At 70.7% G+C, this 25,948-nt stretch carries 21 protein-coding genes, 5 tRNA genes and 1 pseudogene; 16 read left to right on the top strand and 11 right to left on the bottom strand.

Annotated features, from left to right (window positions below; all coding sequences use genetic code 11):
- Positions 1–6: 6 nt before the first annotated feature.
- Entirely contained in the window at positions 7–624 is a 618-nt protein-coding gene (locus HA039_RS09365; protein ID WP_167026584.1) for a YceI family protein, read from the bottom strand.
- Between the two features lie 242 nt (positions 625–866).
- On the opposite strand from HA039_RS09365, the gene HA039_RS09360 reads away from it, so the two are divergent.
- The 4 genes from HA039_RS09360 (at position 867) to HA039_RS09345 (ending at position 5,950) form a co-directional block, all read left to right on the top strand.
- Positions 867–1,376: a hypothetical protein gene (locus HA039_RS09360; protein ID WP_167026582.1), complete on the top strand. Its 510-nt coding sequence runs from the start codon at positions 867–869 to the stop codon at positions 1,374–1,376.
- Between the two features lie 166 nt (positions 1,377–1,542).
- Positions 1,543–3,975, top strand: a complete 2,433-nt coding sequence (locus HA039_RS09355) for a polysaccharide lyase 8 family protein (protein WP_341830012.1) — start codon at positions 1,543–1,545, stop codon at positions 3,973–3,975.
- Between the two features lie 162 nt (positions 3,976–4,137).
- Positions 4,138–5,721 carry an acyl-CoA carboxylase subunit beta gene (locus HA039_RS09350; RefSeq protein ID WP_167026576.1) on the top strand — a complete coding sequence of 528 codons (1,584 nt, stop codon included), beginning with the start codon at positions 4,138–4,140 and terminating at the stop codon, positions 5,719–5,721.
- A 19-nt stretch (positions 5,722–5,740) separates the two neighbouring features.
- Positions 5,741–5,950 carry an acyl-CoA carboxylase subunit epsilon gene (locus HA039_RS09345; RefSeq protein ID WP_167026573.1) on the top strand — a complete coding sequence of 70 codons (210 nt, stop codon included), beginning with the start codon at positions 5,741–5,743 and terminating at the stop codon, positions 5,948–5,950.
- A 127-nt stretch (positions 5,951–6,077) separates the two neighbouring features.
- Here the strand turns inward: HA039_RS09345 and HA039_RS09340 are convergent, their stop codons facing one another.
- From HA039_RS09340 to HA039_RS09305, 8 genes are all read right to left on the bottom strand, one after another.
- The gene (locus tag HA039_RS09340; protein WP_167026571.1) at positions 6,078–6,662 is read right to left on the bottom strand and encodes a GTP-binding protein; all 585 of its coding nucleotides are present in this window, start codon (positions 6,660–6,662) and stop codon (positions 6,078–6,080) included.
- Entirely contained in the window at positions 6,643–7,275 is a 633-nt protein-coding gene (locus tag HA039_RS09335; protein ID WP_167026568.1) for a DUF742 domain-containing protein, read from the bottom strand. Before HA039_RS09335 ends, HA039_RS09340 begins: the two co-directional genes overlap by 20 nt.
- 96 nt (positions 7,276–7,371) lie before the next feature.
- Positions 7,372–7,785, bottom strand: a complete 414-nt coding sequence (locus tag HA039_RS09330) for a roadblock/LC7 domain-containing protein (protein WP_040028900.1) — start codon at positions 7,783–7,785, stop codon at positions 7,372–7,374.
- Between the two features lie 10 nt (positions 7,786–7,795).
- The gene (locus HA039_RS09325) at positions 7,796–11,134 is read right to left on the bottom strand and encodes a sensor histidine kinase (protein ID WP_167026565.1); all 3,339 of its coding nucleotides are present in this window, start codon (positions 11,132–11,134) and stop codon (positions 7,796–7,798) included.
- Between the two features lie 339 nt (positions 11,135–11,473).
- Complete coding sequence (locus tag HA039_RS09320) at positions 11,474–12,058, bottom strand: GTP-binding protein (RefSeq protein WP_167026562.1); 585 nt, start codon at positions 12,056–12,058, stop codon at positions 11,474–11,476.
- Positions 12,039–12,446, bottom strand: coding sequence for a DUF742 domain-containing protein (locus HA039_RS09315; RefSeq protein ID WP_167026559.1), 408 nt, complete (start codon positions 12,444–12,446; stop codon positions 12,039–12,041). Before HA039_RS09315 ends, HA039_RS09320 begins: the two co-directional genes overlap by 20 nt.
- 110 nt (positions 12,447–12,556) lie before the next feature.
- Positions 12,557–12,970 (bottom strand): roadblock/LC7 domain-containing protein, encoded by a 414-nt coding sequence (locus HA039_RS09310; RefSeq protein ID WP_030351794.1) that lies wholly within the window; start codon positions 12,968–12,970, stop codon positions 12,557–12,559.
- 9 nt (positions 12,971–12,979) lie between these two features.
- Positions 12,980–16,894, bottom strand: coding sequence for a sensor histidine kinase (locus tag HA039_RS09305; protein ID WP_167026556.1), 3,915 nt, complete (start codon positions 16,892–16,894; stop codon positions 12,980–12,982).
- A gap of 574 nt (positions 16,895–17,468) precedes the next feature.
- Here HA039_RS09305 and HA039_RS09300 point away from each other — a divergent pair.
- From HA039_RS09300 to HA039_RS09265, 8 genes are all read left to right on the top strand, one after another.
- Positions 17,469–17,672: a hypothetical protein gene (locus tag HA039_RS09300; protein ID WP_167026553.1), complete on the top strand. Its 204-nt coding sequence runs from the start codon at positions 17,469–17,471 to the stop codon at positions 17,670–17,672.
- Positions 17,673–17,813: 141 nt separating this feature from the next.
- On the top strand, positions 17,814–18,596 hold the full coding sequence (locus HA039_RS09295; RefSeq protein ID WP_167026550.1) for a fumarylacetoacetate hydrolase family protein: 783 nt from the start codon (positions 17,814–17,816) through the stop codon (positions 18,594–18,596).
- Entirely contained in the window at positions 18,589–20,067 is a 1,479-nt protein-coding gene (gltX, locus tag HA039_RS09290) for a glutamate--tRNA ligase (protein WP_167026547.1), read from the top strand. The genes HA039_RS09295 and gltX overlap by 8 nt, the downstream gene beginning before the upstream one ends.
- Before the next feature lie 195 nt (positions 20,068–20,262).
- A tRNA-Gln gene (locus tag HA039_RS09285) sits at positions 20,263–20,334 on the top strand.
- Between the two features lie 20 nt (positions 20,335–20,354).
- A tRNA-Glu gene (locus HA039_RS09280) sits at positions 20,355–20,427 on the top strand.
- A 61-nt stretch (positions 20,428–20,488) separates the two neighbouring features.
- A tRNA-Glu gene (locus HA039_RS09275) sits at positions 20,489–20,561 on the top strand.
- Positions 20,562–20,581: 20 nt separating this feature from the next.
- Positions 20,582–20,653 (top strand) — tRNA-Gln (locus tag HA039_RS09270).
- Between the two features lie 19 nt (positions 20,654–20,672).
- A tRNA-Glu gene (locus HA039_RS09265) sits at positions 20,673–20,745 on the top strand.
- A 54-nt stretch (positions 20,746–20,799) separates the two neighbouring features.
- On the opposite strand, the gene ndgR is transcribed toward HA039_RS09265, so the two are convergent.
- Entirely contained in the window at positions 20,800–21,516 is a 717-nt protein-coding gene (gene ndgR / locus HA039_RS09260) for an IclR family transcriptional regulator NdgR (RefSeq protein ID WP_030361934.1), read from the bottom strand.
- A 176-nt stretch (positions 21,517–21,692) separates the two neighbouring features.
- Between ndgR and leuC the strand changes: the two genes are divergently transcribed.
- The 4 genes from leuC to HA039_RS09240 all read left to right on the top strand — a co-directional run bounded on the left by leuC (position 21,693) and on the right by HA039_RS09240 (position 24,848).
- Entirely contained in the window at positions 21,693–23,129 is a 1,437-nt protein-coding gene (gene leuC / locus HA039_RS09255; RefSeq protein ID WP_167026544.1) for a 3-isopropylmalate dehydratase large subunit, read from the top strand.
- Between the two features lie 2 nt (positions 23,130–23,131).
- On the top strand, positions 23,132–23,740 hold the full coding sequence (leuD, locus tag HA039_RS09250) for a 3-isopropylmalate dehydratase small subunit (RefSeq protein ID WP_167026541.1): 609 nt from the start codon (positions 23,132–23,134) through the stop codon (positions 23,738–23,740).
- 104 nt (positions 23,741–23,844) lie between these two features.
- Positions 23,845–24,072 carry an SCO5555 family protein gene (locus HA039_RS09245; protein ID WP_167026539.1) on the top strand — a complete coding sequence of 76 codons (228 nt, stop codon included), beginning with the start codon at positions 23,845–23,847 and terminating at the stop codon, positions 24,070–24,072.
- Positions 24,073–24,215: 143 nt separating this feature from the next.
- Positions 24,216–24,848, top strand: a complete 633-nt coding sequence (locus HA039_RS09240; protein ID WP_167026536.1) for an HU family DNA-binding protein — start codon at positions 24,216–24,218, stop codon at positions 24,846–24,848.
- 334 nt (positions 24,849–25,182) lie between these two features.
- On the opposite strand, the pseudogene cofC reads toward HA039_RS09240, so the two are convergent.
- A pseudogene (gene cofC / locus HA039_RS09235) lies at positions 25,183–25,785 on the bottom strand (2-phospho-L-lactate guanylyltransferase); the annotation flags it as partial.
- Positions 25,786–25,948: the final 163 nt, after the last annotated feature.

Genomic DNA, 25,948 nt, shown 5'->3' with positions numbered 1-25,948 from the left:
GACGGGTCAGACGGTCTCGGGAGCCGTCTTGATCGCGCTGATGTCGAAGAGCAGCTTGACCTTGTCGGAGACGACGACGCCGCCGGCCTCCAACGCCGCGTTCCAGGTCAGGCCCCAGTCGGAGCGCAGGATGGTCGCGCCGCCCTCGAAGCCGACCCGCTCGTTGCCGTAGGCGTCGGTGGCCGCGCCGTTGAACTCCAGGTCGATGGAGAGCGGCTTCGTGACGTCCTTGATGGTGAGGTCGCCGTTGATGCGGTACGCGTCGCCGCCGAGCTCCTCGGCCGAGGTCGACGTGAAGGTCATCTTCGGGAACTGCTCGGCGTCGAAGAAGTCGGCCGTGCGCAGGTGGCCGTCGCGGTCCGGCGCGCCCGTGTCGACGCTGGCGATCGTGACGACGATCGACGCGGAGGAGTGGGCGGGGTCGGTGCCGTTCAGGTCCAGCGTGCCCTCGAACTCGGTGAAGGCGCCGTGGACGTTGGTGACCATCGCGTGGCGCACCGAGAAGCCGATCTTGCTGTGGCTCGGGTCGATCGTGTAGGCGCCGGTCAGGGCGGCCAGGGCGGGGTCGACCTCGCGGGTGGCGGTGGCGGTGGCGCCGTCGTTCTTGCGGCCGAAGAGAGCCATTTCTATCTCCTACGAGTAGTTCAACGTTCAATGAGTGGCGGACGAGCGCAACCATAGACCTATCTCGTTCGGATTTCAACTATGTCCCTCGATCGAGTGGATCCCGCGCCACGGACCTTCGCCGTACCTCCTCCGCACGCCCTCTGGCGGACGCGCGTAGACATCGGGCAGGATCGCCCCGCACCACCTGCACCGCCGTCCCACCGGCCCGACATCACCGTCACAGCAGGAGGAATCCCCCCATGAGACTCCGCTCGCTCCTCAGCGCCCTCGGCCTCGTCCTGGGCGCGCTCCTCGCCCCCGGCTTCGGCGTCCTCACCGCCACGTCCGACGCCCAGGCGGCCACGAAGATCACTCACGCGACGTCGACGTCGATGTTCAGCTCGCGCGGCATCACGTGGTCGTCGTCCGGCGGCTGCTCGAACCGCAACGTCGCGACGTGCACGTCCTTCGACCAGCTCAACCTGGCGACCGCGCAGGGCGCGCAGACGCTGCGCGGCGCGATCGGCTGCGCGCTGAACATCACCGGCGGTACGGAGACCGGGCACGCGAGCGGCACGTACTCGCACTGGAACGGCTACAAGCTCGACTTCGCCAAGTCGACGTGCCTGACGAACTACGTCAAGAACACGTTCACGTACATCGGCCTCCGCGGCGACGGCTACCCCCAGTGGCAGGCGGGCTCGGGCAACGTGTACGCGGACGAGGGCAACCACTGGGACGTGACGTTCTACAACTGCGGCGGCTGCTAGCACCGCCTGTCCTCGATCGCCGGACGGGCTGATGGGGGTTGCCCGGCATGGTGACGCCGCGCGGAGCCCCCTGCACGGCACAATCAACCGAACCCCGGCTATTTCAAGCCCGTCCGGCGATCGAGGACACCCGCGGCCGGAGGCCGCGCCCCACGCGGAGGTACCCGTGCCCTGGCCCCGACGCCACCTCCTCGCCGCAGCGGCGGCCACCGCTCTGGGGCGCACCGCGCACGCAAGCGCGACGGCAACGGCAACCGAATCCGACCCCCTCGACACCCTCCGCACCCGCTGGACCACCCTCCACCTGGGCACCGCCTACGACCCCACCGCCGAGCCTTACGCCTCCCGCCTCGCCCGCACGGGCACCCGCGCCGAGCGGTACCGGCACGCCATGGCCCCCACCCCCACCTCCCTCTGGCCCGACCACCCCTTCGACCCGCCCGCCGGCCCGGCCGGCCTCACGGTCAGCCACGCCCGCCTCCTCACCATGGCCGAGGCCTACGCCCAGCCCCGCACCGGCCTCACCGGCGACCCCGCCCTCCTCGACGCCGTCCTGCGCGGCCTCGACCACCTCGCCGCGACCGTCTACCACCCCGGCACCACGCCGTACGGCAACTGGTGGGAGTGGCGCATCGGCAGCCCCCGCCACCTCCTCGACACCGTCGCCGTGCTGTACGACCACCTCACCCCACAGCGCCGGGAAGCCGCCTGCGCCGCCGTCGACCACTTCGTCCCCGACACCCTCCTCACCGACTACTCCGGGGTCAGCACCGGCGCCAACCGGGTCGACCTCTGCCGCGTGGTCGCGCTGCGCGGCGTCCTCGGCCGGGCGCCCGCGAAGATCGCCCTCGCCAGGGATGCCCTCTCGCCCGTCTTCCCGTACGTCACGAAGGGCGACGGCCTCCACGCCGACGGCTCGTTCGTCCAGCACACCTGGGTCGCCTACTCCGGTACGTACGGACAGGTCCTCCTCGACGGACTCGGCCGGCTGTTCACCCTCCTCGCCGGCTCCCCCTGGGCCGTCACCGACCCGGACCGGCAGATCGTCCTCGACAGCGTGGAGCGGGCCTACGCGCCGCTGGTCCTGGACGGCCTGATGATGGACAGCGTCAGCGGCCGGGCCGTCAGCCGCGGCCATCTCAAGGACGACGACCTCGGCGTCCTGCGCGGCGACCACTTCCACGGCCGGGCCCTCATCGCGGCGATCCCGCTCCTGATGAGCGTCGCGAGCCCCGCCGAACGCACCCGCTGGACCGCCAGGGCCAAGGGCTGGATCGAACGCTCCGCACCCCCCGGCGGCACCTCCCCGGTCCTCACCGCCCCCGAGTTCGACGTCGCCGACCTGGCCCGCCTGCACACGCTCGCCGCGTCCGGCGTCCCCGCCGCCCCCGAACCCGCCGGGCACACCCTCTTCCCCGGGATGGACCGGGCCGTGCACCGCCGCCCCGGCTGGACCGCAAACCTCGCCATGGCCTCCGACCGCATCGCCTCCTACGAATGCGGCAACGGCGAGAACCCGCGCGGCTGGCACACCGGCGCCGGAATGCTCTACTGGTGGAGACCGGGCACGGACGCCGACCACCCGGCGGAGGACAACGGCGACCCCCACGACGCCGCCCACCGCCCCAACGACCAGTACACCGACTGGTTCTGGCCCACCGTCGACCCGTACCGGCTCCCCGGCACCACCGTCTCCACCCGCCGCCTCCCCGACCGCGCGGGCGGCGAATGGGGCGCGCCCCGCCCCGCCGTCCGCTGGGTCGGCGGCGTCACGGACGGCACGTTCGCCTCCGTAGGACAGCACCTCAAAGGCCTCGGCTCCACCCTCGACGCCCGCGCCTCCTGGATCTTCGCCGCCGACGCGGTCGTCTGCCTCGGCGCCGGCATCACGAGCACCGACGGCGTCCCGGTGGAGACGATCGTCGACAACCGCAACCTCGGCGCGTCAGGACGCCACCCGTTCACCCTCGACCCCGCCCCCCGCCCCCGCTGGGCCCACCTCGCGGGCCACGGCGGCTGGGTCTTCCCCGGCGGCGCGCCCCCCGGCGCCCTGCGCACCCTCGAAGAGGCCCGCACCGGCTCCTGGAGCGACATCAACACCGCCGGCACCACCGCCCGCCGCACCCGCCGCTACCGCACCCTCTGGCTCGACCACGGCACCGACCCGGTGGCCGCCTCGTACCGCTACCTGCTGATGCCGGGCGCCTCCCCGCGCGCCCTCGCGGCCCGCGCCGCCGACCCCCACTGGCTGTCGCTCCTCGCCAACACGGCCGACGTCCAGGCCGTGGCGATCCGCTCCCTCGGCCTGACCGCCGCGAACTTCTGGAGGCCCGGTACGGCGGGCCCGCTCACCGCGACCGCCCCCGCGAGCGTGCTCGTGGTGGAGCGGGGACGTACCGCCACGATCCACGTGAGCGAGCCGGTACGCTCCGGGCAGCCGGTGCAGGTTGTCTGGGACCGGCCGGTACGGCGGGCGGTGGCGGCGGACCCGTCCGTGGAGGTGCTCGCGGCGGGGCGTACCGTACGGCTGCGGATCATGCCGGGAACGCGGGGCGAGAGCCACCGCTGTGACGTCACTCTGCGTGGAGCGGCAGGATGACTCTGTGCCGACATCTATGGAAACCCTACAAGTACTAGGTGTTCCGAGCTATGAGGTCACGCCCATTCGGGCCGCGTTCTGTCCAGCTCCACCAGGAATCCGGGCAGGAGACTGTGTGGAGTCTACGGAGCTATTTACCCCTCGGCTTCGTAGGGTTGGAACATGACCGTAGTGGACGAGAAGCCGAGCGAGCCCGCCGACGCCCGAGGCCGGGTGGCCGAACTGCACGCCCTGCGCGAGCAGGCCCGCCGGGGACCCAGCGACCGGGCCACCGAGGCCCAGCACGCCAAGGGCAAGCTGACCGCCCGTGAGCGGATCGACCTGCTGCTCGACGAGGGATCGTTCAAGGAGGTCGAGCAGCTGCGCCGCCACCGGGCGACCGGCTTCGGCCTGGAGGCCAAGAAGCCGTACACGGACGGGGTGATCACCGGCTGGGGCACGGTCGACGGCCGTACGGTCTTCGTGTACGCGCACGACTTCCGGATCTTCGGCGGCGCGCTGGGCGAGGCCCACGCCACCAAGATCCACAAGATCATGGACATGGCCATCTCGGCCGGTGCCCCGCTGGTCTCCCTGAACGACGGCGCCGGCGCCCGTATCCAGGAGGGCGTCTCCGCGCTCGCCGGCTACGGCGGCATCTTCCAGCGCAACACCCGCGCCTCCGGCGTCATCCCGCAGATCAGCGTGATGCTCGGCCCGTGCGCGGGCGGCGCCGCCTACAGCCCCGCCCTCACGGACTTCGTCTTCATGGTCCGCGAGACCTCGCAGATGTTCATCACCGGCCCGGACGTCGTGAAGGCCGTCACGGGCGAGGAGATCACCCAGAACGGCCTCGGCGGCGCGGACGTGCACGCCGAGACCTCGGGCGTCGCGCACTTCGCGTACGACGACGAGGAGACCTGCATCGCCGAGGTGCGCTACCTCCTGTCGATGCTCCCGCAGAACAACCGCGAGAACCCGCCCACGGTGGACTCCGAGGACCCGGCCGACCGCCGGTCCGACGTCCTGCTGGACCTGGTCCCCGCGGACGGCAACCGCCCGTACGACATGCGCAAGGTGATCGAGGAGCTCGTCGACGACGGCGACTTCCTGGAGATCCACGAGCGCTGGGCCCGCAACATCATCTGCGCGCTCTCCCGCATCGACGGACAGGTGGTCGGCATCGTCGCCAACCAGCCGCAGTCCCTCGCCGGGGTCCTGGACATCGAGGCGTCGGAAAAGGCCGCGCGGTTCGTCCAGATGTGTGACGCCTTCAACATCCCGATCGTCACCCTCCTGGACGTACCGGGCTTCCTGCCCGGCGTCGACCAGGAGCACGGCGGGATCATCCGGCACGGCGCGAAGCTGCTGTACGCGTACTGCAACGCGACCGTGCCGCGCATCTCCCTGATCCTGCGCAAGGCGTACGGCGGTGCTTACATCGTCATGGACTCCCAGTCCATCGGCGCCGACCTCACCTACGCCTGGCCCACCAACGAGATCGCGGTGATGGGCGCCGAGGGCGCCGCCAACGTCATCTTCCGCAAGCAGATCGCCGAGGCCGAGGACCCCGAGGCCATGCGCGCGCGCATGGTCAAGGAGTACAAGGCGGAGCTGATGCATCCCTACTACGCCGCGGAGCGCGGCCTGGTCGACGACGTCATCGACCCGGCAGAGACCCGCGAGGTGCTCGCGAGCGCCCTCGCGATGCTCCGCACGAAGCACGCCGACCTGCCGTCGCGCAAGCACGGCAATCCCCCGCAGTAGAAGACGGAGACCGACTCCCATGAGTGAGACCACCAACGATTCCCTGCTGCGTGTCGAGAAGGGCCAGGCGGACCCCGAGGAGCTCGCCGCGATCACCGCGGTCCTGATGGCCCGCGCGGCCGCCCGCTCGGAGGAGGCCCCGGCGACCGGCCGCGGCCGGTCCACCGCGGGCTGGCGCCGCCTGGAGCGCAGCTCCGGCTTCCGCGCCCCGCACAGCTGGCAGGGCTGACCCCCCTCCCGCTGACCGCGCCCCTCGCCGCCCGCCCCCGCGCCTTCGCGGAGCACGTACGGCAACGGCAACGGCCCCCGCACTCGTCGAGTGCGGGGGCCGTCGTGCGTGACCAGTGGGTGTTGCCTTAGCGCAGTCGTGCCATGAGTGCGTGTTCGACGAGGGTGATGAGTCCGCTCTTGGCGTCGGCGCGGTGGCGGGCGTCGGTGGTGATGATGGGGGTGTCGGGGCCGATCTGGAGTGCTTCGCGTACTTCGTCGGGGGTGTAGGGCTGGTGTCCGTCGAAGCCGTTGAGGGCGATGACGAAGGGGAGTCCTGAGTTCTCGAAGTAGTCGACGGCGGGGAAGCAGTCGGCGAGGCGGCGGGTGTCGACGAGGACGACGGCGCCGATGGCGCCGCGGACGAGGTCGTCCCACATGAACCAGAAGCGGTCCTGTCCGGGGGTGCCGAAGAGGTAGAGGATGAGGTCCTGGTCGAGGGTGATGCGGCCGAAGTCCATGGCCACGGTGGTGGTGGTCTTGTCTCCGGTGTGGGTGAGGTCGTCGATGCCGGCTGAGGCGCTGGTCATGACGGCCTCGGTACGCAGCGGGTTGATCTCCGAGACGGCGCCGACGAACGTGGTCTTGCCCACGCCGAAGCCGCCCGCCACCACGATCTTCGCGCTGGTGGTTGAGCGGGCTGCTCCTCCGCCGCTAGAGCTTCCGAAGTCCACTGAGCACCCTTTCGAGCAGTGTCACGTCTGGCTGACCGCCGGCGGTCTCGTCGCCGCCGGGCTGATGGATGGCGACAAGTCCGGCCTCCGCCAGGTCGGCTACGAGGATCCGGGCGACGCCGAGGGGGATGGAGAGAAGTGCCGAGATCTCGGCGACCGACTTGATCTCGAAACACAGCTGGCAGATCCGCTGGTGCTCGGGCAACTGCCCTTGCAGCCGCGACGGATCGGCCGTCGTACTGACCAGTGCCTCGATGGCGAGCTGGTACCGCGGCCGGGTCCGTCCGCCGGTCATGGCGTACGGGCGCACCAACGGGTTGTGGGTGTCCCTGGACGGGTCGGGCGCGGAGGAGCGTCTGTGCTGTACCGGCTGGATGCGGGGCGCCCGGGGCTGGTTGTACTGGTGTTGCGGCGGGTAGGGCTGGTGTTGACCGCCCGGTCCGCCGTATCCGCCGCCCTGACCGCCTTGTCCGCCCTGGTTCCCGTGTCCGCCCTGTCTGCCCTGATCGCCCTGTCCGCTCGGCGTGGACGGAAAGTTGAAGCGGTTCCGGGCCTGCTCTCCCGCGTGCTGCGGGACACCGTCATAGGGGTGTCCGCCTGGGGGTGTAGCCACGTTTCCTCCTCCGACTGCCGGTCGCCGGTCCCTTTGGTGCTGTGGAGCCGCGCGCCACCGCACCCTATGGTGCGGTGGCGAGAACTGCACTGTCTGTCAGTTGAGCAGACTTCCCTGGAGTTCGGCGCGGAGGTCCGGTGTGAGGACCGTACCGGCGCGGTCGACCAACAGGGCCATCTCGTAGCCCACCAGGCCGATGTCGGCCTCCGGGTGGGCGAGAACGGCCAGCGAGGAACCGTCCGAGATGGACATCAGGAAGAGGAAGCCGCGCTCCATCTCCACGACGGTCTGGTTGACGGCGCCCCCCTCGAAGATCCGGGACGCCCCCGCGGTCAGCGAGGTCAGCCCGGACGCCACGGCCGCGAGCTGATCGGCCCGGTCGCGGGGAAAACCGTCGGACATGGCGAGCAGGAGTCCGTCGGCGGAGACCACCACCGTGTGGGACACCCCAGGGGTGTTGTCCACAAAGTTGGTGATCAACCAGTTCAGATTCTGCGCCGCCTGGCTCATCGGGCTCACACTAACGCTCCTGGTTGTAGGTACTGCCCGGGCCGTGGCCCGGTCCGTTCGTGTCCGCTCCCGCGTTGCGTCCCCGCAGGACCCCGCGCCGCAGGTTGCTCAACCTGCCGCGCACGTCCTCCGGGGCACGGGAGACCTGGGGGCCGCCCTGCGGAGTGCTCTCCGCCGTTCCCTCGACCAGATTGGCCTTGGGCACCCGGCGGGGAAGACCGGACGAGGTGACCCCGCCCGCCTTCGGCTCGCGGAGCTTCTCGGCCCGCTGCCAGCGATCGTCGTTCTTGGAACGCCAGTCCTCGGTCCCCGCCGTCCCGTCGGCCTGGCCACCGGGCCCGCCCTGTCCGTTCAGCGAAGGCTGAGCGGCCGGAGCGGTCCGCGTGGCAGATCCGTCGTCCGACCGGCCGGCCGGGGGAGTCCGGCCCAGTTGCCCGTCGCCCTGACCGGTGGGCTGCCACTCCTGGGCCTGCCGGCCACCGCCCCGGCGCGGCAGCCCCGCGCCGGTGAGCGCGTGACTGGTGCTCGGGGAAGGACCCGGACGGTCGAAGCCTACGCGGTCCGCGGGGATCTCGGGCGCGACCTGTGAAGATTCCGGTTCCGCGGGCGCGACCTGCGGGTATGCGCCCTGGTATGCGCCCTGGTCGGTCCACTCACCCTGGTGGGGGAGGCCGTCGAAACCGTTCTGGTAAGGGACTTCGCCGTTCGGCAGGTCCCCGTAACCGGCCTCCGCATAGGCGGGTGCCTGGGGCTCCTGGTATCCGTCCGGCGTGCCGTAGGACTCGGGCGCGCGGTACTCCTCGTACCCCGTCGGCCGGTATCCGTCCGCGGCCGGCGCCTCCGCCGTTTCGGGCAGGGGGGCGAAGTTCGGGTCGTACGGGGCCTCCTGAGGCGTGTACGCCCCCTCGGAGCCCCCGCGGTACTGCCCGTCGACCTGGTCGCTGAACAGCGGTCCCTCGGCGCTCTCAGGGCCGCCCAGCGCCGCGCGCCGTTCCTCGCGCCGCAGGGTGCGGTTGACGGGGTCGAGCCGGCGGCTGTCCTGGACGGGGGTCTGCTCCCCGGCGGTGCCCTCGTACTTCGAGTCGTCGAAGCCGAGTTCGGCCGCCGTCAGCATGGGCGCGGTCGGGAAGGACCGTACCTCGGCCGGGGGTTCCTGGTCCGGGATGATCTGCGAGACCGTGAAGTCGTCGGCCTGGGCGGTCGGTTCGCCGCCCCCGCCGTGGGTGATCGCGTCGGGGAGCATCACCAGGGACGTCGTGCCCGCCTGCTCGCCCGAGGGGCGCAGCTGGACGCGGATGCCGTGCCGGTCGGCCAGCCGGCCGACCACGAACAGGCCCATGCGCTGGGAGACGGAGGCGTCCACGGTCGGCGGGTTGGCCAGCTTGTGGTTGATGTCCGCGAAGTCCTCGGCGGTCAGGCCGATGCCCTTGTCGTGGATCTCGACCATCACCCGGCCGTCGGGCAGCCGCGTGGCGGTCACCCGGACCTTGGTCTGCGGCGAGGAGAACGTGGTGGCGTTCTCCAGCAGCTCGGCGAGCAGGTGCACGAGGTCGGTCACGGCCTGGCCGTGGATGTCGGTCTCGGGGACGCCGGTGAGTTCGATACGGGCGTACGACTCGACCTCGGAGGAGGCGGCGCGCAGTACGTCCACCAGCGGCACCGGCTGGTTCCACCGGCGGCCCGGCTCCTCGCCGGCGAGGACGAGGAGGTTCTCGCCGTTGCGGCGCATGCGGGTGGCCAGGTGGTCGAGCCGGAAGAGGCTCTCCAACTGGTCCGGGTCGCCCTCGTTGTTCTCCAGGTCCGTGATCAGGGTCAGCTGGCCCTCGATCAGGGACTGGTTGCGCCGGGAGAGGTTCGTGAAGATCGCATTGACGTTTCCGCGGAGCATGGCCTGCTCGGCGGCGAGCCTGACCGCCTCGCGGTGGACCTGGTCGAAGGCGCGGGCGACCTCGCCGATCTCGTCGCGCGAATCGATCGGGATGGGCTGGACGCGCGTGTCGACCCGGCCCGGTTCGGTACGGGACAGCTGGTCGACCAGCATCGGCAGCCGCTGCTCGGCGATGGAGAACGCCGCCGTGCGCAGCTCGCGCATCGAGCGGCTCATCTGGCGGGCCATCATCCCGGCCAGGATGAAGGCGATGAGCAGGGCGACGACGACGATGGCGCCGTTGGTGATCGCGTCGTTCCTGGCGTTGGTGGAGATCTGCGCGGCGTCGGCGACGGCCTTGTCGACGAGTTCCTTCTCGACCACGGTGTAGCCGTCGAACTTGGCGGTGGCGGCGGCCATCCAGACGTCCGGGGTGACCCCCCGCTCCGCGAGCTGCTCGGGGGTGGCGCCGGTGGCGATCGCGGCGACCATGCCGTCGAAGACGGAGCCCTCCTGGCTGGGCGGCGGCGTGAAGTCCTGGCCCGCGGCGGCGGCCTGCTGGCCGGCCGCGGCGAGCTTCTTCGCCCCGTCGGCGGCCTTCTCCTTCATGACCTGCTGGAGGCGGACCGTGTCGGCCGCGGTGCCGCCGGAGACGTACTCCGCGACGGACACGCTCTCCAGGTAGGCGTACGAGGAGAAGGCGATGGTCTGGCCGCCCCTGATCTGGGGCTTCTGGCTCGGCCTGACGAGCAGGTGCATGCCGATCGAGCGCTGGAGCGACTCGGCGGCCTTGGCGAGCTGGAGGGCGTAGACCGTACGGCCGTAGCTGGTGATGTTGCCGGTGCCGAGGCCCAGCTCGTTGGCGAACTCCATGAGGGAGTGCTGCACCAGCACGTATCCCTCTTCGGTCGCCACGGGGCCGCCGTTGGTGCCGGTCTTGTCCGGGGTCTCCACCGCCGCGGTGTACGCGGTCTTGCGGATGGCGGCGAGCTTGGGCTCCTCGCCGCGGAAGATGCTGAGGCGCCGTTCGAGGCCCTGCTTGGCGGGCATGTCCCGGACGGCGACGTCGAACTTCTTCTTCGCCTCGTCGGTGGCGGCCCTGGTCTTCGCGACGATCGGCGCGTCGAGCTTGCCGGTCAGCAGCGGCTGGGCGGTGAGGTCGCGCTCGTTGAGCAGCGCCTGGCCGTAGACGGAGGCCGCCCGTACGACCAGCGCCGTCTTCTCGGCGTCCTGGGCCTCCTGCCAGGTGTCTATCGATCCCTTGACCTGGAAGCCGCCCATCACCAGCCCGACCAGCACCGGGATCAGCAGAATGGCGTTCAGCCGGGTCGCCACACGCCAGTTGCGTGGGGCGAGCCGGCTGGAGCTGCCGGGCGCCGCGGGTGCGCCGGCCGGGTCCGCGGACGACGCCGCCGACCGCGGGGGCGGGGTGAAGTTGCCCCGCGCCTGTTGCTCCGCGGAGCTCGCCTTGCTTCGCCTCACTCGACCAACAACCTCTCGGCGCCGACACCTACGGTGTGCCGTTTCTCGTTCAGGGCCGTACAAACTCGGGAGTCGCCGAATTCCAGCACGGGGAGTGGTCCCACTCCAAACAGTGGGAATCGGCCGTTCCGAGTGATGTACGCCTCAGATAAAAAGGGCATAAAGGCTGAGCGGGAGCAAAAGGGTGAAGTGATGTGAGCGCAGTGGTACCAGTTGAGTGCGTCGGGTGTCCGCAGCCCGTCAATTCTCTGTCTAAACGTTATGAAGGAAGCCGCGGGCCGTGTCCGACGACACAGCCCGCGCCCCGCGCGGGCTACGGCAACTGCCGTAGCCGGGCGTCTACTTGAGTCGTGCCATGAGTGCGTGTTCGACGAGGGTGATGAGTCCGCTCTTGGCGTCGGCGCGGTGGCGGGCGTCGGTGGTGATGATGGGGGTGTCGGGGCCGATCTGGAGTGCTTCGCGTACTTCGTCGGGGGTGTAGGGCTGGTGTCCGTCGAAGCCGTTGAGGGCGATGACGAAGGGGAGTCCTGAGTTCTCGAAGTAGTCGACGGCGGGGAAGCAGTCGGCGAGGCGGCGGGTGTCGACGAGGACGACGGCGCCGATGGCGCCGCGGACGAGGTCGTCCCACATGAACCAGAAGCGGTCCTGTCCGGGGGTGCCGAAGAGGTAGAGGATGAGGTCCTGGTCGAGGGTGATGCGGCCGAAGTCCATGGCCACGGTGGTGGTGGTCTTGTCTCCGGTGTGGGTGAGGTCGTCGATGCCGGCTGAGGCGCTGGTCATGACGGCCTCGGTACGCAGCGGGTTGATCTCCGAGACGGCGCCGACGAACGTGGTCTTGCCCACGCCGAAGCCGCCCGCCACCACGATCTTCGCGCTGGTGGTTGAGCGGGCTGCTCCTCCGCCGCTAGAGCTTCCGAAGTCCACTGAGCACCCTTTCGAGCAGTGTCACATCCGGCGCGCCGCCGGCCTCTCCGTTGCCCGGCTGGTGGATGGCCACCATGCCGGCTTCCGCCAGGTCCGCTACGAGGATCCGCGCGACGCCGAGCGGCATCGTCAGCAGTGCCGACACCTCGGCCACCGACTTGACCTCACGGCAGAGGTGGCAGATCCGCTGGTGCTCGGGGAGCAGGGTGGCGAGATGAGCGGGGTCTGCTGTCGTACTGACCAGCGCCTCGATGGCGAGCTGGTACCGCGGCCGGGTCCGTCCGCCGGTCATGGCGTACGGGCGTACCAGCGGCTGATCGCCCTCAGGTCCGTACGACGCGTCGACTGAGGCGCCGTACGGATCGTGAGAGGCGGGTGGCGGGGTCATGAATCCTCCGGGCGTGACAGCAAGATGTCTGCGTGCCGTCTGACTTGGCCGGTGGGGGGCCGGTTGGGCGGCCTGACGGTGTTGGAGCTGGTGGCGGCGGTGCCGAAGCCTCAGTGCAACAGACTTCCTTGGAGCTCGGCGCGCAGGTCCGGGGTGAGGACCGTACCGGCGCGGTCGACCAGGAGGGCCATCTCGTACCCCACCAGGCCGATGTCGCACTCGGGGTGGGCGAGCACGGCCAGGGAGGAACCGTCGGAGACGGACATCAGGAAGAGGAAGCCGCGCTCCATCTCCACCACGGTCTGGTTGACCGGGCCGCCTTCGAAGATCCGGGACGCCCCCGCGGTCAGCGAGGTCAGCCCGGACGCCACGGCCGCGAGCTGATCGGCTCGGTCGCGGGGGAAGCCCTCGGACATGGCCAGCAGAAGTCCGTCCGCGGAGACCACCACCGTGTGGGACACCCCAGGGGTGTTGTCCACGAAGTTGGTGATCAACCAGTTCAGATTCTGAGCGGCCTGACTCATCGGACTCAACTAACGCTCCTGCTGGTGAGAGGGGCCGAGGTTGAAGCTGTTGTTCGCCGGACCGGCTGTGCCCGCCTGGCGACCCTGCTGAATACCCCGGCGAAGATTGGTCAGTCGGCCGCGTACGTCTGCCGGCGCACGGGAAACCTGCGGACCGGCCTGGTTGTTCTGTTCCTGCGCGGTACCGGGCACCAGGTTGGCGCGCGGCACCCGGCGGGGCAGACCTGAAGTGGTGATACCGCCCGCCTGGGGCTTTTTGACCCGTTCTGCCTGGCGTACCAGCTCGTCGTTGGGTGACGTGCGCCAGGAGGAGGTGGCACTGGAGCCGTTGGCTCCCGAGCCGTTGGTGGCCGGGCTGCTGGAGCCGTTGCCGCCGAAACCGTTGCCGCTCGGCGCGCCCGCGCCCATCAGACCGGCACCGGGCTCGCGCTGCGGCATCGGCTCGCGCCGGGGAGCCGGCGGCAGCGGGGCCGGGGCCTGGTGCTGCGGGACGACCGGCGCCGGGGGCTGCTGGGGCGGCTGCTGCTGTCCACCCGGCTGCTGACCGTGGAACCAATTGGTCTCCAGGTTGTCGAACAGCGGGGTGCGGCCGTCACCGGGACCGGCCGGCGGCAGCGCCTCGTGCTGGGGCTGCGGCGGCAGGCTGGGCTGGCGCGGGGCGCCGTAACCCGGTCCGTCCTGACCGCCCCGCCCGTTGAGCGGCTGGCCGTACTGGTCGAACTGCCCGGGGCCGCGGCCCTGCGCGCCCGGCGCCGCGGAGGGAGCCGGGGGGCGCGGGGCGTTGAAGTCCTGCTGCGGGGCGTAGGCGGGCGGCGCGGCGTAGTCCTGCTGCTGGCCGTTGCCGTAACCCTGCTGGTAGCCGCCCTGCTGGGCGCTGTAGTCGGGCTGGTAGCCGCTGGGCGGGGGCGCGTTGAAGTCGGGCCGCGGGAACTGGGCCGTCGCGGCCGCGTCCTGCGGCTGCGGGGCCCCGCCCCGGCGGTTGTTGTCGAGGCCGGGGCGCGGCGCGTCGAAGTCGGGCCGCGGGAACTCGGAGGTGGCGCCGGCGTTCTGCGGCAGGACCTGGGGCCGGGCGTACTGACCGGTGTTCTCGTGCTCCTCGTGACCGCGCGGGGCGTCCTGCGCGGGCTGCTGCCCGGTGCCCCAGCTGGTGGTCTCGGGGCGCTGCTGGCGGTTCTGCGGCTGCGGGTTCCCGCCCGGCAGCTCGGCGCGCGGACCACCGGGAGGCGGCAGCTGCCGGCTCCGCTCGGGTGCGCCGCCCTGCTGGAAGGCGTTCTGGGCGTGGCCGCTGAATCCGTTCTGGCCGGGCTGTCCGTTCGGCGCGCCGGGTCCGTCGTTACGGCCCTGTCCGGGGTTCTGGCCCTGGCCCGGTCCTTGACCCTGGCCCTGGCCCGCGAACGTGTTCTGGCCGCCGAAGACGCTGTGCTGACCGGTCTGGCTGTTCTGGCCGTTCTGGTCCGCCTGGCCGTTCTGGCCGGTACGGGCCGAGCCCTGGCGCTGCTGGTTCTGGGGCGCACCGCCCTGGGGGCCGCCCTGCCCGCCGTCGCGGCCGGGGAGCGCGGCACGCGGGCCCGACCCGGCGCCGACCTGGCCGCGCGGGGTGCCCGCGGCGATCCGGCCGGGCGGCGGCGAACCGGGACCCGCGGTGAGACCGGGAGCGGGGGCGCCGCCGGGACCGGCGGTGAGGCCGGGTCCCGCGGGCGGCCGGCCGGCCACCGGGGCCTGGCCGTTCTGGCCGCCGACGTTCATGCCGGGCTTGCCGACCGGGCCCTTCTTGCCGCCCTGGGCGACGTCGACCGGGAGCATGACCAGCGCGGTCGTACCGCCGGAGTCGGAGGGGCGCAGCTGGATCCGGATGCCGTGTCGCAGGGACAGGCGGCCGACCACGAACAGACCCATGCGGCGCGAGACCGAGACGTCCACGGTGGGCGGCGACGCGAGCCGCTCGTTGATCGCCGCGAGGTCTTCGGGGGAGAGGCCGATGCCGGTGTCGTGGATCTCGACCAGCACGCGGCCGTCGGGCAGGGCGTGACCGGTGACCCGGACCTTCGTCTGCGGCGAGGAGAACGACGTCGCGTTCTCCAGCAGCTCGGCGAGCAGGTGCACGAGGTCGTTGACGACGCGTCCGGCGACCTCGGTCGCGGGGACCGAGGACAGTTCGATGCGCTCGTACTGCTCCACCTCGGAGGCGGCGGCGCGGAGCACGTCGACCAGGGGGACGGGCCGGGTCCAGCGGCGGCCCGGCTCCTCACCGGCGAGGACGAGGAGGTTCTCACCGTTACGGCGCATACGGGTCGCGAGGTGGTCCAGCTTGAACAGCGAGGACAGCTGGTCCGGGTCGGCCTCGCGCGACTCCAGCTCGGAGATGAGCGAGAGCTGGCGCTGGATGAGGCCCTGGCTGCGGCGCGAGAGGTTGGTGAACATCGCGTTGACGTTGCCTCGCAGGAGGGCCTGCTCGGCGGCGAGGCGGACGGCCTCGCGGTGCACGTCGTCGAAGGCCGCGGCGACCTGGCCGATCTCGTCCCTGGAGTGGACACCGACGGACTCGACGGAGGTGTCGACGTCCTGCGGGTCCGACTCGGACAGGGCCTTGACCAGCTCGGGCAGGCGGTCCTGGGCGACCCGGGTGGCGGTGTCCTGGAGGCGCCGCAGCGAGCGGATCATCGCGCGGGCCACCACGAAGGCGCCGACGAGCGAGACCCCGAGGACGAGCAGGATCAGCGCACCGTTGATGTACGCGTCGCGCTGGGCCTGGTCGCGCAGTTCGCGGGCCTTGCCCTCCATCTCGCCGAGCAGCGTGGCCTCGATGGTCTTCATCGCGTTGATGCGGGTCGAGGCCTGGTCGGTCCAGTCCAGGTACGAGCGGTGGGGCTCGTTCTTGAGGCCGTCCGGCTGTCCGAGGACGCGGTCCGCGTACTTCTCGGCGGCCTGGATCTCGGGGTTGCCCTGGCCGTTGAGCGGTGCGGTCAGCTCTTCGGCGTTGCCGCCCATCGACTCGTACAGCGAGTTGAAGGACGTGAGGGCGTTCTTCTCCTTGGTGAGCGCGTTCTGACCGTAGAGACGGTCGTTCTCGCTCAGCGTGCCGTCCTTCTTCGGGTCGGCGGGGAGAGCGGCGGCGATGATGGCCCGCTGGATGGAGGCGTACTCCTTGGCGGACGAGAACGCGGCCAGCGCGCGGGTCCGCTTGATCATGTCCGGGTTGCTGGTCGCCTGCGCCATGTCCTGCGACAGGCTCAGCAGGGACTCGATCAGTCCGCTGTAGGCGTCCACGGTGAGCGAGTCGGCGCCCTTGGACTGGTAGGCGCCCTGGCGGATCTTGTTGATCTGGTTGACCTGCGTGGCGATCTGGTTGACGTTGGAGCGGATCGACTCCAGCGCCTCGTCGCCGTCGGTGTTGCCGATGTCGACGGTGGCGTCGAGGAAGGCCTTCTTCGCCCGGTCCGTCTTCGTCCGGCGGTCCTGCACCTTGAAGTCGGAAGCGGTCGCGCCGTTGGTCAGCGGACCCGCCGACTCGTCCCGCTCCGCCTGGAGCTGGGCCGCGAGGTTGGTCGCTTCCTTGGTCATCTTTGTCAGCAGCTGCATGTGCTCCAGCTGCTGGATCTCGTTCAAGGACTCGTTGATCCGCAGCCCGCCCAGGGTGGTCGCCGCGACCACCGGGAGGGTCAGCAGAGCGACCAGGCGGGTACTGATGCGCCAGTTGCGCAAAAGTATTCGTGAGCCGGCGTCGGTCGGCCCCACGGGTTTCGGCGCGGCCGTCTTCCCGTCGCCGGCCGGTGCCGCCCCGGGGCGCGCGGCACGCGGGCCGCTCTCGCCCGTCGGTGCCTGGCCCGGGTTCTGGGTGTGCTGGGGCGAGGCACCGCGGTCGGTTCCACTGCGGGGCTCTTGCTCCGCCGCAGCGCTGCTATCCCTCTTGAAACGTCCCTGCACTAGCGTCGCAACCTCTGGACCAGGCGTCCCAACCGCGAAACGGCAGGACGGTGTCGGCGTCGTGGGGCGCAGAACGCTCCCCATGGTGGTCTTGAGTGACCGGCGCTTTACCCCTTCCCCACCGCCACGCGGCGCTGCGTTGCGCCCCTGCGCGCCGGCTTGAAACCCGCGGCGGTGGGGGGAATTCCAGCACAGTGCAGGACCTCCAACAAGGGCCGCGTACCGGGCTGTGACCTGTATGACAGCGGGTGAGCGGGGTGTCACAAGCCGTAGAAAGGGTTCACGGAGGAAAGGGGCGATTGCAGACACGCTGCTTACGGGTGGGGGGTGTCCCAGTCCTGATGATCAGCAGCGGAATGCAACGTTCAGTGAGGCAATGTCCGTTTCGATGACCTTGGACCGCCGCCCGGAATGCCCGTGATGTCCGCCCGTTCGTGAGCAAACTCACAGGGAGATCGCTGAAGCATCCCCGCTCCGCCGGGGAATCCCCTCCTCGGTCCCGCGCTTTACTGGGACGGCACATCCGACACCGGCGCTCCGGCGCTCGAACACGCGACAGGGTCTGAACACACAGATGAAGACGACGATGCTGTTCCGCAACACCGCCAATCCCCGGCGCACCACCCTGGCGCACCTGAAGGACGCCACGGGCCTGGTACCCACGGAGCGCCCGGAACACCCCGTCACTCTCCCGAACCGCACGGCCAACCCGCGCCGTACGATCCTGATGGACGCACCGGCGCCCTACAAGGTTCCCGAGGCCGAGCCGGCCTCGTAAGGGGTACGGCCCCGGCCCGCGCCGGGACCCCGGGGCCCCGCGGCCCCGGCGGTCGTACGCGAGCGCGCCACCCCGCACCGGCTAGCCTGGAGTGTCAGTCTCCAGCAGGCCAGCAAGTGACAGTGAGGGGCGACAGCACCCGTGCGCATCGCCAGATTCTCCATCGACGGCAATGTCGCCTTCGGCGCGGTCGAGGGCGACGGCGGCGACCCCGCCGGCCTCGTCCTCGACATCATCAGGGGCATTCCGTACACCGACTTCGAGCTCTCCGGCACCAAGGTGCCGCTGAGCAAGGTGCGGCTGCTGCCGCCCGTGCTCCCCAACAAGGTCGTGGCCATCGGCCGCAACTACGCGGAGCACGCCGCGGAGCTGGGCAACGAGGTCCCCGAGGTACCGGTGGCGTTCTTCAAGCCCACCACCTCCGTGATCGGCTCGGGCGATGCCATCGAGTACCCCTCCTTCTCGAACGACGTGCACTACGAGGCCGAACTGGCCGTCGTGATCGGCCGGTTGTGCCGTGAGGTCCCGCGCGAGCGCGTCAAGGACGTCATCTTCGGCTACACCTGCGCCAACGACGTCACCGCCCGGGACACGCAGCGGACCGAGAAGCAGTGGGCCCGCGCCAAGGGCTTCGACACCTCCTGCCCGCTCGGCCCCTGGGTGGAGACCGCGCTCGACCCGTCCGACCTCACGATCCAGTGCACGGTCAACGGCGAACAGCGCCAGCTCGGCCGTACGAGCGAGATGATCCGGTCCATCGAGGACCTGGTCGTCCACATCACCGAGGCCATGACGCTGCTCCCCGGAGACGTCATCCTCACGGGCACCCCTGCCGGGGTCGGCCCCCTCAGCGTCGGCGACGAGGTCGCCGTCTCCATCGAAGGCATCGGCACTCTCACCAACAGGGTGATCAAGCGTGGTTAACGGCCCCGTCCGTGTTCGTTTCTGTCCCTCGCCGACCGGCAACCCGCACGTGGGCCTGGTCCGCACCGCCCTCTTCAACTGGGCGTACGCCCGCCACACCGGCGGCACCCTGGTCCTGCGCATCGAGGACACCGACGCGGCGCGCGACTCCGAGGAGTCGTACGAGGCGCTGCTCGACTCGCTGCGCTGGCTCGGGCTCGACTGGGACGAGGGCCCGGAGACCGGCGGCCCCCATGCCCCGTACCGCCAGTCCCAGCGGATGGACCTCTACCGCGACATCGCGGAGAAGCTGCTCGCCGCGGGGCACGCGTACCCCTGCTACTGCACCACCGAGGAGCTGGACGAGCGCCGCGCGGCGGCCCGCGCGGCGGGCAGGCCGTCCGGGTACGACGGCCACTGCCGGGACCTGAGCGCCGAGCGGAAGGCGGCGTACGAGGCCGAGGGCCGGACGCACATCGTGCGCTTCCGGATGCCCGACGAGCCGATCACCTTCACGGACCTCGTCCGCGGCGAGCTGACCTTCACCCCGGAGAACGTCCCGGACTACGGCATCGTCCGCGCCAACGGCGCCCCGCTCTACACGCTCGTCAACCCGATCGACGACGCGCTGATGGAGATCACGCACGTCCTGCGCGGCGAGGACCTGCTGTCCTCCACCCCGCGCCAGATCGCCCTCTACCGGGCGCTGATCGAGCTGGGCGTGGCGAAGGACGTCCCGGCGTTCGGGCACCTCCCGTACGTGATGGGGGAGGGCAACAAGAAGCTCTCCAAGCGCGACCCGCAGGCGTCCCTCAACCTCTACCGCGAGCGCGGTTTCCTGCCCGAGGGGCTGCTCAACTACCTCTCGCTGCTGGGCTGGTCGCTCGCCCCGGACCGCGACATCTTCTCCATGGACGAGATGGTCGCCGCGTTCGACATCGCGGACGTCAACGCCAACCCGGCGCGCTTCGACCTCAAGAAGGCCGAGTCGGTCAACGGGGACCACCTCAGGATGCTGGACGTGAAGACGTTCACCGAGGCCTGCGGCCCCTGGCTGCGCGCCCCGCACGCCCCGTGGGCCCCCGAGGCCTTCGACGCGGCGGCCTTCGAGGAGCTGGCGCCGCTGGCCCAGACCCGGCTGACGGTCCTCTCGGACATCACGGCCAACGTCGACTTCCTCTTCCTGGACGAGCCGGTGGAGGACCAGGCGTCCTGGGAGAAGGCGATGAAGCCGGGCGCGGACGCGCTGCTGGCGACCGCCCGTACGCACATCGCCGCGTCGGAGTGGACCGCCGAGGCGCTCAAGAACGCGGTCCTGGCGGCCGGCGAGGAGCACGGCCTCAAGCTGGGCAAGGCGCAGGCGCCGGTCCGGGTCGCGGTCACCGGCCGTACGGTCGGCCTGCCGCTCTTCGAGTCGCTGGAGCTGCTGGGCCGCGAGCGGACGCTCGCGCGGGTCGACGCGGCGCTGTCGAAGCTGACGGCGGGGGCGTAGCCGCAGGCGGACACGGTTCCGGATCGCCGGACGGGCTTCGCGGCCCGTCCGGCTCCTGGGCCCGCCCCCGCCGATACTCGTTTTGGAGCGCTGCCCGCTGTCGGGTAATGTTCTTCCTGCGCCGCCCGGGAAGGCCGAAAGGCCCGGCCGGGAGACGCAAGCCAAGCGAACCCCCGTCAGGGGGTTGAGTTTTGGTGGGCTATGGTGTAATTGGCAGCACGACGGTTTCTGGTTCCGTTAGTCTAGGTTCGAGTCCTGGTAGCCCAGCGCAGACACCATTCTGCAATGCCCCCGTTGTGTAGCGGCCTAGCACGCTGCCCTCTCACGGCAGTAGCGCCGGTTCGAATCCGGTCGGGGGTACAGATCCTTCTCTCCGACGCTTTCGGGTCGCACCCGGACGCGTCGACGCTGGATCGCTAAGGCCCCCGTTGTGTAGCGGCCTAGCACGCTGCCCTCTCACGGCAGTAGCGCCGGTTCGAATCCGGTCGGGGGTACGGTAATACGTAAGTCACCATGGGCTATGGTGTAATTGGCAACACAACGGTTTCTGGTACCGTTATTCTAGGTTCGAGTCCTGGTAGCCCAGCTGGATCCTCTGGATCCTCGCCCCCGTTGTGTAGCGGCCTAGCACGCTGCCCTCTCACGGCAGTAGCGCCGGTTCGAATCCGGTCGGGGGTACGTATCCGAGAAGGCCCTCCCCGACGGGGAGGGCCTTTTCCGTGCCCCGCCTTCTCAGCTCGTCCGCCGCAGCGCCTCGCTCAGCCGGCCCGCCGCGTCGATCACGGCCTGCGCGTGCATCCGGCCCGGGTGGCGGGTGAGCCGCTCGATCGGCCCCGACACCGAGACCGCCGCGACCACCCGGTTCGACGGACCCCGGACCGGCGCCGACACCGAGGCCACCCCGGGCTCGCGCTCGCCGATCGACTGGGCCCAGCCCCTGCGCCGTACCCCGGACAGCGCCGTCGCCGTGAAGCGGGCGCCCTGGAGACCCCGGTGCAGCCGCTCCGGCTCCTCCCACGCCATCAGGATCTGGGCCGAGGAGCCCGCCTTCATCGTGAGCGTCGAGCCGACCGGGACCGTGTCCCGCAGCCCCGACAGCCGCTCGGCGGCGGCCACGCAGATCCGCATGTCACCCTGCCGCCGGTAGAGCTGGGCGCTCTCGCCCGTCACGTCCCGCAGGTGCGTGAGGACGGGCCCCGCCGTCGCCAGCAGCCGGTCCTCGCCGGCCGCCGCGGCCAGCTCGGCCAGCCGCGGGCCGAGGATGAACCGGCCCTGCATGTCCCTCGCCACCATCCGGTGGTGTTCCAGAGCCACGGCCAGCCGGTGGGCCGTGGGTCGAGCGAGCCCGGTCGCCGCGACCAGCCCGGCGAGGGTGGCCGGACCGGACTCCAGGGCGCTCAGTACGAGAGCAGCCTTGTCGAGAACGCCGACGCCGCTAGAGTTGTCCATGCAACGATACTCGCGTCTCACTCTGTGAAACGCAAGTTCCTTTTCCCAGGGTCTTTGCCAACCTGTAGGTACAGGCCCGCGGACCACGGGTCCCCGCCGGCGTCCGGCACGAAGGGGTACGGACGCGGGCCCACGTCTCGAAATGTGCCGGCGCTCCGCCGGCCGGAGGGAAAGCGATGGGTAGGACACTCGCGGAGAAGGTCTGGGACGATCATGTCGTCCGGCGCGCGGAGGGCGAGCCCGATCTTCTCTACATCGATCTGCACCTGCTGCACGAGGTGACCAGCCCGCAGGCCTTCGACGGCCTCCGCCTCGGCGGCCGGCAGGTCAGGCGGCTCGACCTCACCATCGCGACCGAGGACCACAACACTCCCACCCTCGACATCGACAAGCCGATCGCCGACCCGGTCTCCCGCGTGCAGTTGGAGACGCTCCGCAAGAACTGCGCGGACTTCGGCGTACGGCTGCACCCCCTCGGCGACGTCGAGCAGGGCGTCGTGCACGTCGTCGGCCCCCAGCTGGGGCTGACCCAGCCCGGCACCACCGTGGTCTGCGGCGACAGCCACACCTCCACGCACGGCGCGTTCGGCGCGCTCGCGTTCGGCATCGGCACCAGCCAGGTCGAGCACGTCCTCGCCACCCAGACCCTGCCGCTCGCCCGGCCCAAGACCATGGCCATCACGGTCGAGGGCGAACTGCCCCCCGAGGTCACCGCCAAGGACCTGATCCTCGCCATCATCGCCAGGATCGGCACCGGCGGCGGCCAGGGCTACATCCTCGAATACCGGGGCTCCGCCATCGAGAAACTCTCGATGGAGGCCCGGATGACCATCTGCAACATGTCGATCGAGGCCGGCGCCCGGGCGGGCATGATCGCCCCCGACGCCACCACCTTCGACTACCTCAAGGGCCGCGACCACGCCCCCGAGGGCGCCGACTGGGATGCCGCCGTCGCGTACTGGGAGACGCTGCGCACCGACGACGACGCCGTCTTCGACGCCGAGGTCTTCATCGAGGCCGCCGAACTGGCCCCGTTCGTCACCTGGGGCACCAACCCCGGGCAGGGCGCGCCGCTCACCTCGCACGTCCCCGACCCGGCTTCGTACGAGGACGCTTCGGAGCGGCACGCCGCCGAAAAGGCCCTGGAGTACATGGGGTTGACCGCGGGACAGGCGCTGCGCGACATCAAGGTCGACACCGTCTTCGTAGGTTCGTGCACCAACGGGCGCATCGAGGACCTCCGCTCCGCGGCCTCGATCCTGGAAGGCCGCAAAGTCGCCGACGGCGTACGGATGCTGGTCGTGCCCGGTTCGGTACGGGTCGCGCTCCAGGCCGTCGCCGAGGGCCTGGACAAGGTCTTCACCGGCGCGGGAGCCGAATGGCGGCACGCGGGTTGCTCGATGTGCCTGGGCATGAACCCCGACCAACTCGCGCCCGGCGAGCGCTCCGCGTCCACCTCCAACCGCAACTTCGAGGGCAGGCAGGGCAAGGGCGGCCGCACGCACCTGGTCTCCCCGCAGGTCGCCGCCGCCACCGCCGTACTGGGCCATCTGGCCTCGCCCGCCGACCTGTCCGACGCCGACGCCGCCCGTACGCCCGCTGGAGCGCGATAACCATGGAAGCCTTCACCACCCACACCGGCCGGGCCGTGCCGCTGCGCCGCAGCAACGTGGACACCGACCAGATCATCCCCGCCCACTGGCTCAAGAAGGTCACCAGGGACGGGTTCGAGGACGGGCTCTTCGAGGCCTGGCGCAAGGATCCCGAGTTCGTGCTCAACCGGTCCGAGTACGCCGGGGGCACCGTCCTGGTCGCCGGACCCGACTTCGGCACCGGATCCTCCCGCGAACACGCCGTCTGGGCGTTGCAGAACTACGGTTTCAAGGCCGTCGTCTCCTCCCGGTTCGCCGACATCTTCCGGGGCAACTCGCTCAAGAACGGTCTGCTGACCGTGGTTCTGGACCAGTCCGTGGTGGACGCCCTCCAGGAGCTCGTGGAGAAGGACCCCACGACGGAGGTCACCGTGGACCTGGAGCAGCGCCAGGTGCGGGCCGGCTCCCCCGATGGAGCAGTGCTGACGGCTGATTTCGACCTTGACGAGAACGCCCGCTGGCGGTTGCTGAACGGGCTCGACGACATCAGCCTCACCCTTCAGAACGAAGGCGACATCGCCTCCTACGAGGCCTCCAGGCCGTCCTTCAAACCACGCACCATTACCGCCTGATCAGCGCTTTTCCCCTACTGCACCCCCTGCCTCCGGGCAGGGGGTGCAGTTGCTTGTTGAGACCCCGTCGGGCGACAACTCGCCCCAGATGGCACAATCGGTGCATGGAACGCGACAACCAACTCAAGCTTTACGGGTTCGTCGCCGAACAACTGAAAGAGGCACACGCAAGGGTGCGTGGACTGCAAGTCCCGGAGGGCGTACGCATGGCGCTCACCCGGAAGCTGCTGGTCATCACGGCTGCGGCGAAGCACGATCTCCCGGATGCGGCAAGGCGTCTGGACCGCTTCACGAAGGACCTCGACGAGGGTCGATTTCCGGAAGGCGACTGACCCGTGCGGAACTCCGCCGGGCCGACTTCGTTGCGGCACTAGGGTGATTAGCCCGTTTCGTGTTTGATTTGCGGTATATATCTGCCTAACGTGCGAAAAAGCTTGAACACTTTCGTTCTGGCAATGTCTCCGAAGGGGAAGACGTGAACAAGGCGCAGCTCGTAGAAGCGATTGCGGACAAGGTCGGCGGCCGCCAGCAGGCCGCGGACTCGGTCGACGCGGTACTCGACGCGATCGTCCGCGCGGTCGTCGCAGGCGACCGGGTCTCGGTCACCGGCTTCGGCTCGTTCGAGAAGGTCGACCGCCCGGCGCGTTACGCGCGTAACCCGCAGACGGGTGAGCGGGTGCGGGTCAAGAAGACCTCGGTGCCGCGCTTCCGCGCGGGTCAGGGCTTCAAGGACCTGGTCAGCGGCTCGAAGAAGCTCCCCAAGAACGACGTGGCCGTCAAGAAGGCCCCCAAGGGCAGCCTCTCGGGCGGTGCTTCCACCCGTACGACGGTGAAGGCCGCGGCCAAGAAGGCCACCGCCAAGAAGGCCACGACCGCCAAGACGGCGGCCAAGCGGACGGTCGCCAAGAAGACCACCGCGAAGAAGACCAGCGCCGCGAAGAAGACCACGGCGAAGAAGACCACGTCGTCGGCGGCGAAGACCGCCGCCAAGAAGACGACCGCCAAGAAGACCGCGCCCGCCAAGAAGGCGACCGCCAAGAAGGCGCCGGCGAGGAAGGCCGCGTCCCGCACCACCACCGCGAAGAAGACCGCCGCCAGGGGGAAGTAAGCGAACAACAGGGCGACTCACGCGCCGGGCCGGGCTCCCCTCGGGGAGCCCGGCCCGCGGCGTTGTACGGGACCGTCCGGAAGGGCGTGGGCCGCGGGACCGCGCCGCCCGCTCAGAAGGTCTGGAGCGTCACCAGGGTGATGCGCCGGGCGGGGCCCTCGCCCTCGGTCTCGATCCGCACCCGCTGGCCCGGCCGCAGCAGCCGCAGGCCGCCCGCGTCGAAGGCCGGGGCGTCGAACTCCACCGGGGTGCCGTCGTCCAGCAGCACACTCCCGCTGCGGGTCTCTGACTCGTACGTGTACGCGGTCGCCTGCATGCCCGCAGCGTAGCGGTCGGCGTACCGCGCGGCCGTCCGAGGGCCGAGCCCCAGCTCCGCGGCGGCCAGCAGGTCGGCCCCGGTGTCGACGTCCCGCCGTACGGAATCCACCCCGGTCAGCGGAATTTCCACGGCGCCCGACGACAAATGCCGGGCCCGGGAAGGACCGCCGAAAGCCGGATTCAATTCCGCTCCCGGGGCCGCCGCCAGCAAAGTCGTGCCGATTCCGGCCGCGTCCGCCAGAAATGCCCGCGGAAAGGCCCGCGCGGCCCCCAGCACCCGGGCCAGCTCCGCGGGCCGCAGCGCCGGCAGATCCGCGTTCAGTGCCGCCACCGGCGCCCGCGGGTCGGCGGCGCGCACCACCGCGGCCCCGTGCGCCAGCGCCGCGTTGAGACCGGCGGCCGGCGCGTCCGGCACCACGCGCGCCCCCAGCGCGGCCAGCTCCGCCCCCGCCGTCGGATCGTCCGTGACGACCACGACGTCCCGCACGGCCGGACAGGCCAGCGCGGCGGCCACCGTGTCCTGTGCGAACGCCAGGGCCAGCCGGGGGCGCAGGGCGCTTCCCATGGCCCCGGCGAGCCTGCTCTTGGCCAGCCTGAGCGGCTTGAGCGGGACGACCAGGGACCAGCGGGCGGTCGGGTCGGTGTCCGTGGCGAACTCTCCCTCCGTGTGTGCCGGACGCGGATCTGCGTGTACCGGCCCCCTATTGTTGCCCGGCCGTGTCCGGCTCGCAGGCCCGCTCCCCGGGCCGGGGCGTACGGTGTTCTCGACAGAGCGCAACCCC

It is taken from the genome of Streptomyces liangshanensis (assembly GCF_011694815.1).
GTDB lineage: Bacteria > Actinomycetota > Actinomycetes > Streptomycetales > Streptomycetaceae > Streptomyces > Streptomyces liangshanensis.
Note: the sequence above shows the minus strand (reverse complement) of the source record. Positions and strands in the feature narration are given on the sequence as shown.

Bases quoted from the DNA above. Each gene is read 5' to 3' on its own strand.
- leuC (WP_167026544.1), top strand. From the start codon at position 21,693: ATGGGTAGGACACTCGCGGAGAAGGTCTGGGACGATCATGTCGTCCGG.
- HA039_RS09300 (WP_167026553.1), top strand. From the start codon at position 17,469: ATGAAGACGACGATGCTGTTCCGCAACACCGCCAATCCCCGGCGCACC.
- HA039_RS09310 (WP_030351794.1), bottom strand. From the start codon at position 12,970: ATGAGTCAGGCCGCTCAGAATCTGAACTGGTTGATCACCAACTTCGTG.
- HA039_RS09315 (WP_167026559.1), bottom strand. From the start codon at position 12,446: ATGACCCCGCCACCCGCCTCTCACGATCCGTACGGCGCCTCAGTCGAC.
- HA039_RS09360 (WP_167026582.1), top strand. From the start codon at position 867: ATGAGACTCCGCTCGCTCCTCAGCGCCCTCGGCCTCGTCCTGGGCGCG.
- HA039_RS09245 (WP_167026539.1), top strand. From the start codon at position 23,845: ATGGAACGCGACAACCAACTCAAGCTTTACGGGTTCGTCGCCGAACAA.
- leuD (WP_167026541.1), top strand. From the start codon at position 23,132: ATGGAAGCCTTCACCACCCACACCGGCCGGGCCGTGCCGCTGCGCCGC.
- HA039_RS09365 (WP_167026584.1), bottom strand. From the start codon at position 624: ATGGCTCTCTTCGGCCGCAAGAACGACGGCGCCACCGCCACCGCCACC.
- ndgR (WP_030361934.1), bottom strand. From the start codon at position 21,516: ATGGACAACTCTAGCGGCGTCGGCGTTCTCGACAAGGCTGCTCTCGTA.
- HA039_RS09330 (WP_040028900.1), bottom strand. From the start codon at position 7,785: ATGAGCCAGGCGGCGCAGAATCTGAACTGGTTGATCACCAACTTTGTG.
- HA039_RS09345 (WP_167026573.1), top strand. From the start codon at position 5,741: ATGAGTGAGACCACCAACGATTCCCTGCTGCGTGTCGAGAAGGGCCAG.
- HA039_RS09350 (WP_167026576.1), top strand. From the start codon at position 4,138: ATGACCGTAGTGGACGAGAAGCCGAGCGAGCCCGCCGACGCCCGAGGC.